Source organism: Streptomyces sp. bgisy100, from assembly GCF_057709105.1.
Genome location: NZ_JBYITE010000029.1, coordinates 35,617 through 51,388, shown reverse-complemented (window position 1 = coordinate 51,388; position 15,772 = coordinate 35,617). Strand labels below are relative to the sequence as shown.

General features: G+C 71.9%; 16 protein-coding genes. 11 read left to right on the top strand and 5 right to left on the bottom strand.

Features of this window, described 5'->3' with window-relative positions; all coding sequences use genetic code 11:
• The first annotated feature begins 848 nt into the window (after window positions 1-848).
• From AC3EQ1_RS19835 to AC3EQ1_RS19825, 3 genes are all read left to right on the top strand, one after another.
• Complete coding sequence (locus tag AC3EQ1_RS19835; protein ID WP_432095665.1) at window positions 849-3,479, top strand: hypothetical protein; 2,631 nt, start codon at window positions 849-851, stop codon at window positions 3,477-3,479.
• Window positions 3,476-4,294, top strand: coding sequence for a DciA family protein (locus AC3EQ1_RS19830; RefSeq protein WP_432095664.1), 819 nt, complete (start codon window positions 3,476-3,478; stop codon window positions 4,292-4,294). The genes AC3EQ1_RS19835 and AC3EQ1_RS19830 overlap by 4 nt, the downstream gene beginning before the upstream one ends.
• 85 nt (window positions 4,295-4,379) lie before the next feature.
• Window positions 4,380-4,796 carry a hypothetical protein gene (locus tag AC3EQ1_RS19825; RefSeq protein WP_432095663.1) on the top strand — a complete coding sequence of 139 codons (417 nt, stop codon included), beginning with the start codon at window positions 4,380-4,382 and terminating at the stop codon, window positions 4,794-4,796.
• A gap of 173 nt (window positions 4,797-4,969) precedes the next feature.
• Here the strand turns inward: AC3EQ1_RS19825 and AC3EQ1_RS19820 are convergent, their stop codons facing one another.
• Window positions 4,970-6,757: a hypothetical protein gene (locus tag AC3EQ1_RS19820; RefSeq protein WP_432095662.1), complete on the bottom strand. Its 1,788-nt coding sequence runs from the start codon at window positions 6,755-6,757 to the stop codon at window positions 4,970-4,972.
• A gap of 130 nt (window positions 6,758-6,887) precedes the next feature.
• Window positions 6,888-7,439, bottom strand: coding sequence for a hypothetical protein (locus tag AC3EQ1_RS19815; protein ID WP_432095661.1), 552 nt, complete (start codon window positions 7,437-7,439; stop codon window positions 6,888-6,890).
• 223 nt (window positions 7,440-7,662) lie between these two features.
• Between AC3EQ1_RS19815 and AC3EQ1_RS19810 the strand changes: the two genes are divergently transcribed.
• From AC3EQ1_RS19810 to AC3EQ1_RS19800, 3 genes are all read left to right on the top strand, one after another.
• On the top strand, window positions 7,663-8,352 hold the full coding sequence (locus AC3EQ1_RS19810) for a hypothetical protein (RefSeq protein WP_432095660.1): 690 nt from the start codon (window positions 7,663-7,665) through the stop codon (window positions 8,350-8,352).
• Between the two features lie 576 nt (window positions 8,353-8,928).
• The gene (locus AC3EQ1_RS19805) at window positions 8,929-9,117 is read left to right on the top strand and encodes a hypothetical protein (protein WP_432095659.1); all 189 of its coding nucleotides are present in this window, start codon (window positions 8,929-8,931) and stop codon (window positions 9,115-9,117) included.
• A gap of 276 nt (window positions 9,118-9,393) precedes the next feature.
• Complete coding sequence (locus AC3EQ1_RS19800; RefSeq protein ID WP_432095658.1) at window positions 9,394-9,945, top strand: DUF721 domain-containing protein; 552 nt, start codon at window positions 9,394-9,396, stop codon at window positions 9,943-9,945.
• A gap of 414 nt (window positions 9,946-10,359) precedes the next feature.
• Here the strand turns inward: AC3EQ1_RS19800 and AC3EQ1_RS19795 are convergent, their stop codons facing one another.
• The 3 genes from AC3EQ1_RS19795 to AC3EQ1_RS19785 are packed head-to-tail and all read right to left on the bottom strand — an operon-like array spanning window position 10,360 to window position 11,536.
• Complete coding sequence (locus AC3EQ1_RS19795) at window positions 10,360-10,605, bottom strand: type II toxin-antitoxin system RelE family toxin (protein ID WP_432095657.1); 246 nt, start codon at window positions 10,603-10,605, stop codon at window positions 10,360-10,362.
• A complete protein-coding gene (locus AC3EQ1_RS19790) occupies window positions 10,602-10,862 on the bottom strand; it encodes a type II toxin-antitoxin system Phd/YefM family antitoxin (protein WP_432095656.1) in 261 nt (86 codons plus the stop codon). Before AC3EQ1_RS19790 ends, AC3EQ1_RS19795 begins: the two co-directional genes overlap by 4 nt.
• Window positions 10,859-11,536 (bottom strand): hypothetical protein, encoded by a 678-nt coding sequence (locus AC3EQ1_RS19785; RefSeq protein WP_432095655.1) that lies wholly within the window; start codon window positions 11,534-11,536, stop codon window positions 10,859-10,861. The genes AC3EQ1_RS19790 and AC3EQ1_RS19785 overlap by 4 nt, the downstream gene beginning before the upstream one ends.
• Before the next feature lie 149 nt (window positions 11,537-11,685).
• On the opposite strand from AC3EQ1_RS19785, the gene AC3EQ1_RS19780 reads away from it, so the two are divergent.
• The 5 genes from AC3EQ1_RS19780 to AC3EQ1_RS19760 all read left to right on the top strand — a co-directional run bounded on the left by AC3EQ1_RS19780 (window position 11,686) and on the right by AC3EQ1_RS19760 (window position 15,552).
• Window positions 11,686-12,240: a hypothetical protein gene (locus AC3EQ1_RS19780; protein WP_432095654.1), complete on the top strand. Its 555-nt coding sequence runs from the start codon at window positions 11,686-11,688 to the stop codon at window positions 12,238-12,240.
• 9 nt (window positions 12,241-12,249) lie between these two features.
• Window positions 12,250-12,447 carry a hypothetical protein gene (locus tag AC3EQ1_RS19775; protein WP_432095653.1) on the top strand — a complete coding sequence of 66 codons (198 nt, stop codon included), beginning with the start codon at window positions 12,250-12,252 and terminating at the stop codon, window positions 12,445-12,447.
• The gene (locus AC3EQ1_RS19770) at window positions 12,444-12,779 is read left to right on the top strand and encodes a hypothetical protein (protein WP_432095652.1); all 336 of its coding nucleotides are present in this window, start codon (window positions 12,444-12,446) and stop codon (window positions 12,777-12,779) included. Before AC3EQ1_RS19775 ends, AC3EQ1_RS19770 begins: the two co-directional genes overlap by 4 nt.
• Before the next feature lie 152 nt (window positions 12,780-12,931).
• Window positions 12,932-13,957, top strand: coding sequence for a hypothetical protein (locus AC3EQ1_RS19765; RefSeq protein WP_432095651.1), 1,026 nt, complete (start codon window positions 12,932-12,934; stop codon window positions 13,955-13,957).
• Window positions 13,958-14,442: 485 nt separating this feature from the next.
• Window positions 14,443-15,552 carry a hypothetical protein gene (locus tag AC3EQ1_RS19760; protein ID WP_432095650.1) on the top strand — a complete coding sequence of 370 codons (1,110 nt, stop codon included), beginning with the start codon at window positions 14,443-14,445 and terminating at the stop codon, window positions 15,550-15,552.
• Window positions 15,553-15,772: the final 220 nt, after the last annotated feature.

Below are 15,772 nucleotides of genomic sequence, written 5' to 3'. Positions count from 1 at the left end.
CGCGCAGCTTGACGCCAGCCTCCGGTTTCAGGGGGTTGGGATGACCTAGTGGCCATCGGCCGCGCGCGCCAAGAAGTGGACTCGCCATCCCCTTCGGCCCCGCGCGGCCCGTCTCCCCGCCCATCGGGCGGGCGCTCAGTCACCGGACGCAACCGGCCTGAGCCGCGGCCTATCAAGCCGCTCTTCTCCAAATCGGCCCCTCATCAGGGCCAACGCAGCACCTGCAACACCCGCGGGCCCCTGCCAGGGGGCTTCGCGGTCGCAGTACCGAATCGTTCCGAGGCCCTGCCAGGGGCCTTTGGAACACGAGTCACCCGAAACCACCGCCGGAAGGGAGGTCGCCTCTGGTTCTTCGTCCGGTTGCCCGCTCCTCACGGAGGGGGCAGTCCCACCCACCCGCTGAGAGATACGCCCGGCGATACGCCGGTCGATCCACCACACGGAGAGGCGGTCGTCTTCATAGTGCACGACCTGGTGTCCCCTTGTCAGCCTGAACCTGCCCATTTCGAGCCGGTTTGGACCCTTCGCGTGTCCCGCGTGACGGGATTCGCACGCCCCGTTTGCCCTGTTCACGGCATTAATCACGAAGATTCGTCGGGGTGGAGTGTCACACCGACCCCGGTCCGGCACACCTGTACCGAGAGGGGGGCCCCTGTCCTCCTGACGGCGCCGGCCGCCGCGGTGCTCCCGGGCTCCGTCCCGTGGGGCGGGACGCGATCCGAAGTTCTTGCCCACCGGGCGGGAGGGGTCGGGGGTCTCACCACTTCTCGAACTCTGTCCACAGGCAGTCCGCGCAAGGCTGCCGGGATGATCTCTATCTCCTTCGTCCGGGCGGGCCGGTGAGCGCCGTGGCGGCGCCGACCGCCACGCTGGATCACCCGCTGTGGGAGCCCGTCGACAGCTCCGTAGACGGGCTCCGGCTTCCCGGGCAGCGGAACGCGCTGCGGTCGGTGCCGGCCTCCGGGAAGCGAAACGGCGACGGCCCGGAGGACCCGCTGCGCCTCGGGCGGACGATGCGGCTGCGGCTGCGCGACGCGGTCCAGGCGCTGCTGGCGGACCCGTCGATCGCCGGGCTGAAGGACGCGCCGAAGCTGGCGGCGGTCGTGCTGTACGCGAAGTCGCGGGCGCCCAAGGGCGAGAAGAACGACAACCAGACCTCGATCTGGGGCGCGGAGCTGGGCCGCTGGCTGGGCATGAAGGAGTCCACGGTCCATCACAAGGTGTTGCCGGTGCTGCGCGGCACGGACGCGCTGCACACCCGGGTGAAGACGAACGGGAAGGGACACATGACCGGGCTGGACTGCCTGGTCATGCCGCTGTGGAACGCCCGCAAGAGCGGGGGAGCAGGACACCCGCTGGCGCTGACGAAGGCGGAGCTGGCGACGCTGCTGCACCTCATCGAGGCGCTGTTCGGGCCCGGCTGGGCACCGGAGGACAAGGAGCCGACGCCGCCGGGGCTGCTGGCCGACCGTACGGGCAAGGGTGCGGCGACCGACCGGCTCGGGCTGTTGCTGATGGTGCTGAACACGCGGGCGTCGGGCTGGCTGCAGCTGGTCGGCGGCTCGGTGAAGAAGCGCGAGGGGCGTGGGGCGGCGACGCTGGCGCGGCTGCTGGGCTGCTCGCCCTCGGGGGCCCGGAAGGTGCTGGCGCGGCTGACGGAGGCCGGTGTCGTGGCTCGGCAGCGCAAGGCGACGTCGACGCGGATACACGGCCGGGGCAAGGTCATGCTGCTGCCGGTCGCCCGCGCGTACGGCCGCACCGTGGCCCCCGTGGAGGCTGTTTCGGGGCCCGGATCGGTGTTTTCGGCGCGTCCCGATGGTGCGTGCGGAGATCATGCTCCGGCTGCTGCGGCTGGTGCCCTTGGTACGTCTGGGCTCGGTGGTGCTGAGGGCCCCGGGGATGCGGCGGTTCAGGAGCGTCCCGATGGTGCAGAGCTCCACGCAGACCACGCTTCTGTGGTTACTCCTGTAGTTCCTCCGCAGCTCTCTTGTGGCTTTTCCGGCGAAGGCCGTGGGGGTGAAGGCCGTCGGCCGGAGCGCGCGTGCGTGCGCGAGGACCAGGCCGCCGACAGCGAGGACTTTGCTGCCGGGACCGGGTCGCCGGTGGCAGAGGGCGGCCCGCTTCGCGGGGAACAGCCCAAGAAGTCCCCGGTCGACGAGCAGGTGGGGCAGCGTGCTGCCGGGGCTGGGGCCGGTAGCCGGCCGAAGGCCGTGGGCGGTGGAAAGACGCAGCAGCAGCGGAGGGTGGGCCTTCCGGCTGATCTTCGTCTGCGGGTGGCTCTGGGGCCGGTGGCCTGGCTTTGGGAGCGGCTGAGCGGCTGGCAGCAGGACCAGGTGGAGGCGGCTGCGAAGGCGGAGCTGGCCCGCTTGGAGGGCTTGCTGGCGCTGCCGGGTGCCGCACCGCGGGTGTTGGCCGATCGGCTTACCGACCGGCTCGCGGAGACCGGCGGCGAGGCCATGGTCACCGGCCCGTACGGGTGGCTGATCCGGCGGGGCCTGGTGCAGCGCCAGGCGTGCACGGACCGGCGCTGCGACGACGGGATCCGGCTGGACACCGGGGCTGAGTGCGAGATGTGCGGCAACGTGGTGCACATCCGGCGCGCCCGGCGGGTGAAGATCGCTGCGCAGCTCGACCGGGAGCTGCCCGGCCTGAGCGACGACGAGCGGCGCCGGGTCCTCGAGGAGCGGCTGCGCGAGCAGGTGGCCATCGAGGCGGAGGACCTCGCCTGGCGCCAGGAGCAGGCTCGCGCGGAGCAGGCTCGCCGCGATGCCGCCCGTGCGGAAGCGGCGGAGCGGGCGGAACGCGAGCGCCAGGAGGCGGCGGCCGCCGACGCGGTGCGCCAGGCCCTGCCGTGCGAGGACTGCGGGCAGGACCAGGCGGCCGGGCTGTGCGAGGCGTGCGGCTACCGGCGCCGGACCGAAGCGGCGATCGTGGAGGCCGGGCTGGTCGCGGCCACCTGGTCGGCCGCCCTGACCGACCCGGGCGACGTCGCCGCCGTCACGACCGAGGTGCGGGCGACTATGGAGCGCGAGATCGCCGACGTCCGCGCCACCTACCTGAGTGCCATGGACCCGGCCGACCAGGGAGCCGACCCGTTGGGCACCGCGTCCGTGCTCGCCTACGGCGCCCTCCACACCGTCGAGCAGCTCCTTGCGGAGTACCGACGCAACGCGCTGGCGATGCTGGGCCGGACCGAGGAGGCCGAAGCCGAGGCCCGGCGGGCGTACAAGGCGGAGCAGGGGCGCCCCTGGTTCCAGTACAACCCGTCCGGCGCGGACGCCGTCGCCGCCGCGACGCAGAAGGCGGAGGCCGCCCGGGAGCGCACCGCCGAACACCTTCTCGCGGTGCGGCTGGAGCAGCTGCGCGAGCAGTCCGCCGCCCGCACCGAGACGGTCGCGGCCGCGCCGTGGGCGGAGCGGTTGCCGGAGCTCGCCGCGCGTTCGCTGGACGGCGGTACGGCCGGGGCGGTGATCGCGTGAGCACCGAGCTGAGCGGGGTCGACCTCGCGCGCCAGGCGCTGATTGCGGCCCGGGAGGCGACGAAGAAGAACGGCGGCGCCCAGACGAAGAAGCCGAAGCGGCGCACCGGTTCCGCCGTACGCCGGGACGGCCGTGAGCCGCTCGGGCTCGGTGCGGCGATCGGCATGATGATGACCGAGCGCGGCATGGTCGCCCCGGCCGCCGGCGGCAGCGTCCTCGTCCGGTTCGACGACATCCTCGCCGCGGCCGCGCCCGAGCTCGCCGGTCACGTCCAGGCCGTGGGCTTCGACGCGGACACCGGCCGCCTGGACGTCGCCCCCGATGCTCCCGCGTACGGCATGCAGCTGCGCTGGAACGCACCGAAGCTGATCGCGGCGGCCAACGAGCGGGTGCCGGGTGCGAACGTCCGCGCCGTCCAGGTCCTGGCGCCCGCGCCCGTGAAGGCTGGCCTCGCCACGGCGGCCGCCACCCCGGCCCCACAGCCGACGATGCCCACCGTCCCGGTGGAACGCCGGACCCCGCCCGAGGGATACCGCCGCGCGATCGAGGCGCACCGGCAGGCCGCCCGACCGCCCCTGGCGGACCCGGCCATCGCGGAGGCGGTGGAGCGGCAGACCGCCGCGATGCGGGAGCTGTCGCGCCGGGCGTTCCCCGAGCCCGACGTCGTCGCGGACGATGCGCCGGCGCCGATCGAGCAGGCCCGTGCACAGCGCCGCCGCCAGGCCGCGGCAACCGAGGCCGCCGCGCTGCGCCGGGCCCGCGAGGAGAAGGCCGGCCGCCGGACGGAGCCGCAGCGCCTGGGGCAGACGGCGTGACAGGCTGCCCGAGGTGACTGGCTTCGGACCAGAGCGTTATTTCACCAGCACACCTGGCGCCCCATGGCGCGGAAGGAGACCACCGATGTCGAAGAAGAAGCCCGCCACCCGTCGGCGGCAGGCCAAGCAGCGCAGCTTCCAGGTCCGATACCCCCACTACGTTGCTTGCCAGCCGGAGGAGATCGCGCGGGAGCTGGGGGCACAACGGACATCAGAACTGGAGCAGATCTACGAGGCCCCCCTGCAGAAGGCGGACCTGGAGCTGGAGAAGCTGCTGCGTGCGGGGCAGTTCACCGTCGTAGACTCCGCTCACCCTGCGGGGCGTACCTGGACGATGGACGAATACCTGGGCTCCTGGAACGAGGAGTTGGCCCAGGATGCCCGCAGGAACCATGAAGAGCCGGATGTCATGGACGCTGCCGAGCTCATCGAGATCATTCACCGCAACCATTTCGCTGGATCAGTGCGGCTGACCGGCGAACTCGCTCTCCACTGGCCTTGAGCGCCAAGCGCGTGGCGAGAGGGGCGCTGGGTCGTTTCCAGTGGAAACGGTGCGCTGGAGGAGCCCCTCTTTACGACGTAAATAAGCCGTCGCACGCCCCGGTACCTCCCGCCCGGTCCACGGCTGACGACGGACGCCGCCCCTGCTTCGGAGTGGCTGGCGAAGCGGCCCGGTCAGGACGTGTGGGCCTGGGCGGGCGCGGGGTCCAGGGAGTCGAGGAGCTGACCGAAGGTGATCTTCTCGTCGTTGTAGTCGAAGGTCATGGCGGCGGCGAGTGCCTCCCACCGCTTGGTGCTGCGCCCGCAGTGCTCCAGCAGGATCGTCAGGGCGACTTCGGGTTCGTGGCGGGCGAGGATCTCGTCGGCGGGGATCTGGCGCAGGTGCTCCAGGGTGCGGTAGCGGGACTTCACGACGGCGCGGTAGACCTCGGAGCGGGAGAGGATCTCACCGGCGGCGGGGGAGTCGAGCCAGGACTGCAGGACGGCCGCGGGGTCGGGGTGCTTGCCGAGTTCGTCGTCGTCCACCAGCCGCACCACACCGTCGTCCTCGTCTTCGGGCACCGGGACGGCGGCCGCCGCGGCCAGGAACCAGTCGGGGCCGCCGGCTTTCTCGGCGATCCAGGCCAGTTCGGCTGGGTGCAGCCCGTTCAGGACGTCCGCGACGGCGGTGCGCGGGGTGTGCGGGTTGGCGGCGAGGACGGTCAGGGCCTGGACCCGGCGGTGCTCGTAGTGACGTTCCAGGAGCCGGGCCGGGCGGTCGTGGTCCGGGTCGACGTTGTTGAGGACGTGGATCAGGGTCCGGCTCGGCTTGGGGGAGACGACGGCCGGCTGATCGAGCCGGGCGAGCTGGGCGCAGGCCCCGGCGAGGTGGTCGGGGTTGGCGCTGAGGAGGGCCAGGTCCTCGGCGAGGCGCAGGACGCGGCCGTCGAACTCGTGGTCGCTCTCCTGTTTGTCGGACCAGGTGAGCAGCTGGCCGCGGGTGACGAGCGCGTCGGCGGCGGCGTGCAGCTGGTCGGCGGCGAGGTCGGCCACGCGCGGGTTGATGTGGACGCGGTGGGCGATGTGGTGCAGGGTCCGGCGGGCGGTCACCTGCGGGTTGGGCAGGTCGGCCAGTTCGGGCAGGCACAGGGCCGGAATGCAGGCGAGCAGCAGGTCCTCGCTGAGCGCGGGCGCCGGGTCGGCGGGCAGGTCCTCGCCGTCAGGGTCGGCGGCGCGGAGGCGGGCGTCCTCGAGGGCCTGCGTCTCGGCCTGGTCCAGCAGCAGGTGCTGGACAGCCGCCCCGAGTACGGGGTGCGTGATGAGCTGCGGCCACCGCTGGGGGCAGCGGGCCAGCATCGCCCAGCCGGCGCGGCCGCCCAGCTCCAGCGACCAGTCCTTCGAGTACGCGGACACAGCCTCCCAGCCCTCTTCGGGCTCCGGGTGAAGCAGGTACGCGGCGAGCGGGGTGAGGCAGGCTTCCAGGACGGCGTCGAACAGCTCTGGCGGCACGGGCGGGGCCGGCGGCGTGTCCTTGGTGCGGGTGTAGCGGTCGGGGTCCCAGTCCCGGACGACCTGCTCCACCTCATGGTCGGGCAGGCGGGGCAGGAGCGCGATGGCCGCCTCGACCTGGCCGGGGTGCCGTGCCAGTGCGGAGATCAGCCCGGCCCAGGCCCGGCGGTGCCGCAGGATGGCGGGCACGTCGGCGGCGGTCACGGTGCCGTCAGCCGCCAGGTCGGCCAGCGTCTTCTCGTCGGCGTGCACCAGGAGCCGGCCGCGCAGCCGTTTGGCAGGGGTCCGGGCCAGCAGCGCGGGCAGCGCGTCCTTGAGTGCTTCCTCCCGCCACGGGTCGGCCTGGGCGTCGAAGCCGTCCGGCGTCGTCGCCGGAGTGCACAGGGCTTCGATCACCGTCTTGAGGGCTTCCTTGGGGAGGTCCTTGCTCCTCGCGAGATCCCGCCACAGCGGGTACGTACGGGCGTTGACCATCCTCGGATTCCCCTCCCACACCTGACCCGGCGTCACCGCCTTGTCGCCATCCGTAGAAGCGACCGTACGGCGCATCCGGGCCCGAGCGGGTCTTCATGCGCTGCGCCGGTCCCTGCGAGGGCGCGGCGGGTCAGGAGCGCGGGATGAGTTCGGGCATCGAGGAGACGGCCGTCTGGGGCCACATCACCGCATCAGGAACCCGGCTGTGACCAGCGTGGCCGTGTTCTGCCTGGTGGGCCGCCTGGACGCGGTCCAGGAGCGCGGTCAGGGCAGGCAGCTCGAAGGTCGCTCGGCTGCCTCCGGTGAGTTCGTGGATCAGGGCGCTGAGGCCGTCGCAGCCGAAGGTGCGGTGGGCGTAGTCGATCGCGGCGAGCACCAGGGCCTGGCAGGCGGTCATGTTGGCGGCCGCCACGGCGCTCAGGGCCCGGCGGGTGAGGTCGTCGTCGTCCAGGGTGAGACGGCCGCAGTCGCAGAACCCCATGCGCTGGGCCAGAGCGAGGGATTCCTCCTGGGGGAGCAGATCGGCGATGGCGTCGACGGCCACGAGACCGAAGTCGATCGCGACCTGGTAGGCGCGATGGCACACGGCCGGGTCAGCGGCGAACTCGCCGGTCAGCGGAGCGTGCGGGCCGGTGACAACCGGCGGCTGCGGTGCGCGGCGGCGAGAGCGTGAGGACGGCATACCGCGTTCAACAGATCCGACGTGCGGACGGACACTGCGGCTTCCCTCGCTCGGAGCACCCCACCCGGCGCTGACAGCCGCAGGCGGCAACAGCGCCGTCTCGGCCAATGCGGGTGCCGAATCGGGCAGCTCAGGGCAATGCCGGTGTGCCGCGCGGTGTCCCGCTTCATGATCTGCGGCAGCAGGACGCGACGGGCGGCCTGGTGTCAGGGGGAGGTACCCGGTGGCAGTGACCGAGCTGTTGGTCGCGGACGAGATCATGACCCGGCTGTCGGACAAGGCCCGCCAGGAGGTGGCGCTCAACCTGCACAAGCGCGACTGCCAGACCTGCGGGGCGCCGCTTGGTGAGCAGACGCCGGCCCTCGTCGTCGACGACTGCGGTCCGTTCCTGAGCGCGACGCTCAACCACCAGGACTGCCGCCCCTCGGGCTGGTACGAGCTCCGCTCGCTCATGGCCGGCGCACACCTGTCGTGGACCAGCCGGTTCTTCACCCTGCCGATGGACGAAGGCAACGGCCGCCCCCCGCGGCCGATGTTCATCGTCTGTCCGCACCTGGAGGCGGTCCACCTGGACCAGGACGGCGGCGACGGCTGGAGCGTGAACACCGAACGGCACTGGCGGGCCCGCGGCTTCCGCCCGATGGGCCGCGAGCTGATCGTCGACAAGTGGGTGGCCGACCAGGCCCCGCCCAAGGCCCGGCTGACCGGGACCACCATCCACATCGACGCGGGCCTGGAAGGGCAGTGGTCGTCGTCGGCGAACCTCGACACCGTCAGGGCAGGCCGGGAGCTGGGCGGGCTACTGCTGGGCATCTCCACCGCGTGCGAGCCGACCTCCACGACCGGCCCCAACGACATCCTGCGCTACGGCGCTGCCGGCCACGTCTTCCTCGGCTGGGTCCCACTGGTGTGAGTGAGGGGAGGGCAGCCGTGGCGAAGAGGAAGGCAGTGTCCGTACCGAAGTTCGTGCCCTTCCGGGATGACGCGATCGCGGTGGTCATGTCGGATGCGCCTGCGACGGTCGGCCGGATCGTGCACTACACGCCGGGCAAGACAGTTTCCCGATCCGGGAGGCAACAGTTCTGGACAGCGTCCATGCCGGCCTCATCGACCCTGAGCAGGAGGCATGGTGCCTGCTGTGGCAGGACGGCGTCCTCGGCTCCGCACACCCTGACGCCCTGACGGCCACGGCCGCGGCTTGTGACCAGTACCCGGAGTGGGAGAAGGCGGTGTATGGACAGAGTCCGCGGCCGCCATACCCTGCCGCACGTCCGTCGACGTCTGGTGGACCGCCACGTCCTATCAGTGTCCCCACTGGCGGCCAGAGGGGATGGATGCACCGCCAACCCCGCTGAGGCGGAAAGTCGCACGATCCTCCACTCACCGCGCGCGAGTACCTCGGGGGTGGGCCCGGTCCAGGCCGCGGCATTTCCTCGATCGGTGGGCAGACGTTCCGCTACCGCAGCCGTCCCGCCTGATAGTGCTGATCGTGATGCCGGACCGCTTCCTGGGGAAAGGCGCGGGCCACCCAACCTGCCGGTGCACCGACCTGGCGCAGCTGCGCGAGCAGCCGGCGGCCCGCACCGAGCAGGCCGCCCCCGCGCCGTGGGCGGACCGGCTGCCCGAACTCGCCGCGCGCCCGCTGAGCGGCAATCCGGCCGGCACGGTGATCGCATGACCGAGCTGAGCGGGGTCGACCTCGCGCGGCAGACCCTGGTCGCCGCCCGGGAAGCGGCGAAGAAGAACGGCGGCCGCCGCCCGGACAAGCCCCGCCGGCGGACCGGCCCCGTGGTGCGGGGCGAGGGACGGGAGCCGCTCGGGCTCGGCACCGCGATCACGAAGATGATGACCGAGCGCGGCATGGCCGCCCCAGCCGCCGGCGGCAGCATCCTCGCCCAGTTCAACGAAGTCCTCGCCGCGGCCACGGCCCGACCTCGCCGGACACGTCCAGGCCGTGGCGTTCGACGCGGACACCGGCCGCCTGGACCTCGCCCCCGACGCACCCGCCTACGGCACCAAGCTGCGCTGGAGCGCACCGCAGCTGATCACGGCAGTCAACTCGAAGGTGACCGACACGACCGTGCGCACCCTGCACGTCCTGCCGCCCGCACCCGGCCAGGCCCGCCCCGCGGCCGCCGCCCCGGACCTACAGCCGGCCACACCCGTCGCGTCGGCGGAGCGCCGGACGCCGCCGGACGGCTACCACCGTGCGATCGAGGCGCACCGTCAGGCCGCGCCGCCGTCCCGGGTGGACCCGGGCATCAAGCAGGCGGTGGAGCGGCAGACCCGCGCGATGCGGGAACTGAGCCAACGCGCGTTCCCGGACTCGGAGCTCCACTCGGACAGCCAGCCGGCCCCGATCGACCAGGCCCGCGCCCAGCGGCGCCGCCAAGCCGCGACGACCGAGGCCGCCGCCCTGCGCCGGGCCCGGACCGAACGCGCCGCCCGGGAAGCCAGCACTGCGGCCGCCGTCCCGCAGCCCGCTGCGCTACGAACAACGGCCTGAGCAAAGTGAGCGGGCGCCCGAGCCTCCCCAACAGCATCCTGTACACCACCACGCACCCCATCGGATACACCAGGTCCGTGCACCACGGCACAGCAGTGCAGGTCACCGCCCGTGGTGTACGGAGGCCACGGGCCGACTTCCCCTCCTGTGCACCCCTGCTCCCGGTTGATGGGGGTGGGTGGTGCGCGTCGGGGAACACCCGGCGTCGGCGGGGAACGACGGGCCGCCGCCCGGCCACCGCTACGCCACGTCGCCCGGCCGGAACCGGGCGCGGAGTCTGCCGTGTTCCCCGGACAGGCGGGCGCCAGCGTGACGGCGCTGGCGCCCGCCTGCCGGTCAGTATCCTTCGCGCCTGCGCACCCCGGACGGCAACGCTCCGCACCTGGGCGGGCGGAACAAGGGGTGGCTGCGGGGTCAGCGGAGGCGTCCGAGGTGGATCACGCTGATCCGGACCTGCTGGTCGCTGATCTCGTACATCACGCGGTAGGCGCCGACGTGGATGCGCAGCAGGTCGGCGCTGCCGAAGGCGCCCCGGGGCCGGGGGTCATGGGCGAGGCGGTCGACGGCGGTGAACACGTGCCGGACTCCGTCGGGATCGTCCTTGGCTAACCGCTCCGCCTGGGCCAGGGCCTCAGGTTCCCAGATGATCTCGTAGTTCACGCCTCGTCCCCGCCGAAGACTCGGCGGTATGCCTCGGCGTGTCCGATGCCGGCGTTCTCGCCGAGGGCCTGGCGGGCGCGGTAGGCGGCCAGGGCGCGCAGTTCCTGGAGCTCCAGGGCGTCGGCGGGGCTGACCAGTATGGCGACGGTCTGTCCGTGGTCGGTGATGGCGACCGGTTCACGGGTGGCGCTGACCTCGCGCGCGATGGCACCGAGCCGGGCCCGGGCCTGCACGATCGAGTACGTGGTCTCCGTCATGCACACAAGTGTGCACCCTTCCCCGCTGGGCTTGCGGCGCTTTCCTGCCGCGCGGTGTGCCCCGCGGACGCCGTCGCGGGCGGAGCCGCGGTGCTCGGCCGACGCCGCCGGTCGCAGCCGGCTGTGATGACAAGACCGGAGGCTGCGCCGCCGTACCAAGGCTCGGAGCCGGTTCGACGAGTCACATCAAGCAGGCCCGCGCCCAGCGGCGCCGCCAGGCCGCAGCGACCGAGGCCGCCGCCCTGCGCCGGGCCCGGACCGAACGTGCCGCCCGGGATGCCGGGACCGCGGCCGCCGTCCCGCAGCCCGCTGTTCTCCGGACCACAGCCTGAGCCCGAGCCTCCCCGACAGCATCCTGTACGCCACCAAGCACCCCATCGGGAGCAGCATGCGTCGTTGCGGTGATCTTCGATGCGCTGAGTGAACAGCTTCAGCGCCTGCTGCTCCTGGTCCGCAGCGAAGTCGCTGTAGGGGCCGACGCCGAGCGTGAAGGCGTTGGCCTCTTCCTCAATGGCATCGGCGGACTTGTAGTAGCCGGTGAAGGCGGCCGCCACGGTCACGGTGAAGCCGATGGCAACGATCGTGATGTTCTGCCAGATGAACTGGTTTCGGGTATCCAGGGCAGCGACGGTGGTCGTGGCTGCGGACCCGATCATGATGAGGTTCTGCAGCACGTTGTGGACGAGGCGGTACTTGCGGCTATCGTCCCGGTGCTGCTCGATGACCCCGGCGACATCTTCGCGGTAGAGACTGCGCCGCTCATCCAGCGTGGGGTGGCTCCGGGGAGTTGAAAAACCGCAGGACGTCGCGGTTCTGCTCGACCATGTCCTCCAGCTCGGCCAGGCTCAGGGAGCCCCGGCGCGGCGAGCCTGCCCGGGTCCGCCGGGGCTCCGGCCTGCTCGCCGTGCTGCTGGCCGGTGCGGAGACGGTCCTGGACATCCCCGCCCAGGCCGACGCCGTCGAGCAGTGGCGCGGTGCCCAGGAAGCCGCCCTGCGTGACCACATCCGGCAGGTCCACGCCCGCACCGAGCGGTACGAAGGCGACTGGCAGCCGCCGTCCAGGCGCGCTGCTCAGCAGGAGGTGGAGGCAGCGTTCGCCCAGATCAGGGGCGCGGCGAACGGCGGCCGCCACCAGGACCAGGACGACGTCGCCGACGACCAGGCCCTCGAGGCGGAGCTGAGCGAGCAGGAGCTGGCGCAGCTGCGCGCTGACGCCTGGGGCCAGCTCACGGAAGGTGAGACGGACCTCGTCACGATGGCCGTGAACGCAAGGGGGCGTCCCGCCGCCGAACACATCTACGGCGCGGAGCTGGTGCACCGCGCCCACCAGATCGCGAGCGGCACGCGCAGCTCGCTGATGACCTACGGACGCCGGTAGGAGGCCGACGTGACCGAGCAGACCACCAACGACCAGACCGTCAGCAGCGGCGACGGCACTCCGGAGCTGTCCGGCGTCTACCTCGCCCGGGTCGCTCTGCAGCAGGCCCGGCTGGCCGCACGGAACAACGGCGACGAGGCCCGCGCCCCGCGCCCCGGACCGCGCCAGAGGCCACGGCCGCGCCGACCGCTCCGCAGGCGCCGGTGAAGACCCGCGAGATGGCCTCGCCGGGCTTCCACCAGGCGCTCGCCGTGCACCAGGCCGTCGTGCCCCCGAGCCGTATCTACCCGTCGATCGCGGAGGCAGCGGAGCGGCAGACCAAGGCGATGCGGGCGCTGCGCCTCCGAGCGTTCCCCGAGTCGGAGGTGTCTTCGGAAGACCAGCCAGCCCCGATCGAAGCGGCCCGCGTCCAACGCCGCCGTGGAGCCGAGGTCACCCGTGCCCTGGCGCTGCGCCGGGCCCGTGCCGAGCGGGCCGGTCTCGCGCAGCTGCCCGCCCAGGTCCAGAACGCGACTTATCCGCTGGATCAGACCGGCTGAGCCGCCGGTCTGTGAAGGCAGGTGTCAAGAGGCAGAATGTGCTGCCGTGGATAACCGGTTCTCGAGGTGGTTGTCCTAGACGCACGGCATCGCTGCGGCGACCAGCCGTCCGGCGTATTCCGCGCCCGATAGGGACAGACCACAATGTGCCCATGTCAGCAGCAGAGTTAGCAACCATGGCCATCACGGCCATGACCACGGGCATCGCCTCCGGCGCTGGGAGCGCCGTCGTCGATGAGGTGAGGGAGCTGGTCCGATCCCGGTTGGGTGAGTCCGACGACGGGCGCAGCGCGATGGAGCGCTTCGAGACCGAGCCTGGGGCCGACGGCGCGGCGAACGCCGTGCGGGACCGGCTCGTCCTTGTCCTGGAAACCGATCGGGAGTTCTCCAGCCGGCTGTGGGCCGCCCTCCAGCCCCCCACACGCCCGCCTCAGCCGCCCACGGCGGTAACCCAGGGGATCCATATCGGAGGCAACGCGAATCGCAGCACCATAGTCATCGGTCCGGTGCAGCTGCCCCGGACCAAGGGTGTGGTGATTGCCCTGACCACCGTTGGAGTCGTCCTCGCCGTGCTGTGTGTCATCGGCCTCCGCAGCGCCCTGGACAGCATCACTGACGACGGCGGTCCCGGCGATCGGCGTGGGTCGGGCGACGTCAGAAAGGTCGCCGCGCTCAAGGACTCCGCCGCTGTCGAGGCGGTGCTGCCCGACTCCGGCAGCCTTCCCGCGGGCTGGAAGGTCACGCAGGCTGCCAAGGTCACCGAAGGCATCCCGGACAACTGCAGCTCCGCGTGCGAAGGTGCCACCTTCACCGCCACGGTGCGCTACGAGAATGAGCAGCCGAGCGCCGGAGCGTTCTTCTACATCCAGGCTTTCGACACCGCAGGCCACGCCGCGCAGCGCTTCAAAGATCTCCGCGCGGACCAGGATATGAGCATCTACTCCCCTATGTCTCTGCCGCGGATGGGAGACGAGAGCATTGCCTATCGGAAAGGGATTGTGAACGCCGAGAGCGCAGAGGCGGGCGTGCTCATTGGGACGGTCGTCACGTGGGTGACGTACCGGACGAGCAGTGGAGAGCTCAGCCCCTCAGCGTTTGCCTCCCTCGCCCGGATGCTGTCAGACCGCGCCCAACAGGCACAGAACGGCACTACACCCTTCGCAAGAGCCGAGTTCTAATGGCCTGTTCCTGGCCTCCCAGAAGGCATGAGGCTCGGTGGACTCGCACCAGGCGGGCTGTAGGCCAAGGCGACCGCCATCGCCTTCAAATCGATCGAACGGTCCGGCTTCCCGGCGAGCTCCGGGGGGCGGTGGTGCGGGCCGCCGCCACAACGCATTCGCCGCATCTCCGGCTCGCGTCACGCACTCGCACCCGGCAGACCGCTCACAGGGGCTCTCCCTCGGCATTCCGCTGGATCTGACCACGTGCGACGGCCGACTCGGCTTGGATGGTGCTTCGGTATCGAGTCACCGGGTGGAGTCAGGGGGCCAGGTTCGTGGTGTTCAAACGTTCCGGGAGCGCGACGCGGCTGTTGTGGAACGCGGTGGCGACCAGGTCGTCCCGATTCTTGGGAGCGCAGCGGCGCCAGGACTGGGTGCTGTACCGGTGGGAGACGGAGTTCGGGATCGTCGTGCTCGCTCACGGGGTTGACGGTGAGAGGGGGATGACATTCCCGGGCCTCGCCCTGCTGCGCGAGCTGGCCCAGGACGCCGTGGCCTTGGCCGTGGTCGAACCCGACTACGGCCCTCCTGACGGACCGAGCCTGGAGGCGATCGATGCCGCCGGCCCGGACAAGCACTACGGCACCACCTGGCACCGCCTGGAGCGGGTGCTCGGCATGCCCGCCCCCTACTGGCATTCGCATCTGCGCGACCCTGAGCTGATGATGGCCTGGAAGCCCGGCGCGCCCACCTTGCACGTGCCGGCCGTCGTCACTCCGGACCCGGCGCCGCTGTTGCGCCTGGCCGCGGAGGAACCCGACGGCTCCCACTCGGCCGCAGCCGCGCTCGAGGTCGCACGGCGCGCACTGTGGGACTGCGCGGACTCCGCGCACAAGGAGATCGCCGAGTATGTCGATGCCAGCGACGGCATCGCGTCTATCGCGGTGGCTGCCCGCCCCGTCATGCCGCACCCGCCGCAGCCGGTCGCCGAGGAGATCCTGCGTGATGGCTGGAGGAGTATCCTGCACCGCACCGACGTCCTCGCCAGCGAATGCGCCCGCCTGGGACACGTTCTGGGCGGCATCCGGTACTTCCCCGGCTCGTGCAAGGTCACCGTGGACCCGTCCTCCTGCGTCGAGGCCGGGCGGTGGGCGTCCCGACTGCAGGCCAGCCCTCGTATCGCGCTCGCCACGTACCTCGGCGACGACCAGGAGCGGGACATCCTCGTCGACCCGGTGACCGACATGCCTGCCGTGCGGACCGGTGACGTAATCGAGACCGTCGCCCCGCAGCGGCTGCCGGCGCACTCACCGCTCGCTGCTCTGACCATCGGCCGCAGCCACAACTCGGTATGGGTGACCACCCAGGACGGGACTGTGTTCCCCGCACCGCAGATCGGCGGCGGCTACACCTACGGGTACGCAGGCGGCGGCCCGGTCGCACTGGCCAGGCTCATCGGCCTGCTCCTGGACGACATCACCCATACTGCCCCCGGCTACGACGGACAACTGCCGTCGGGCGGCCTGCGGCACGCCGTCGAGCAGGGGTGGAAGGGCCGCACCCCTCCTTTCACTCTGACCCGGGCAGAACTCGAAGCACTGCGCGACGGGTGATCCACGAGCGCGGCCTGGCCGCCCCGGCCGCCGGCGCAGCATCCTCGCCCAGTTCGACGACGTCCTCGCCGCGGCCACGGCCCGAACTCGCCGGGCACGTCCTGCTCCCGGATCAGTGGGGTGGTGGAAGACCCGACCGCGCTCTTCCACCTGACGCTTGAAAGGACCCGGGCTAGGTAGGTCTGCAGGGCTCTGGGGGCGCGGCTTCGCCGCCCTTACG

Bases quoted from the DNA above. Each gene is read 5' to 3' on its own strand.
- AC3EQ1_RS19825 (WP_432095663.1), top strand. From the start codon at position 4,380: ATGTCGAAGAAGAAGCCCGCCACCCGTCGGCGGCAGGCCAAGCAGCGC.
- AC3EQ1_RS19820 (WP_432095662.1), bottom strand. From the start codon at position 6,757: ATGGTCAACGCCCGTACGTACCCGCTGTGGCGGGATCTCGCGAGGAGC.
- AC3EQ1_RS19815 (WP_432095661.1), bottom strand. From the start codon at position 7,439: ATGCCGTCCTCACGCTCTCGCCGCCGCGCACCGCAGCCGCCGGTTGTC.
- AC3EQ1_RS19790 (WP_432095656.1), bottom strand. From the start codon at position 10,862: ATGACGGAGACCACGTACTCGATCGTGCAGGCCCGGGCCCGGCTCGGT.
- AC3EQ1_RS19780 (WP_432095654.1), top strand. From the start codon at position 11,686: ATGTCCTCCAGCTCGGCCAGGCTCAGGGAGCCCCGGCGCGGCGAGCCT.
- AC3EQ1_RS19765 (WP_432095651.1), top strand. From the start codon at position 12,932: ATGTCAGCAGCAGAGTTAGCAACCATGGCCATCACGGCCATGACCACG.
- AC3EQ1_RS19760 (WP_432095650.1), top strand. From the start codon at position 14,443: ATGACATTCCCGGGCCTCGCCCTGCTGCGCGAGCTGGCCCAGGACGCC.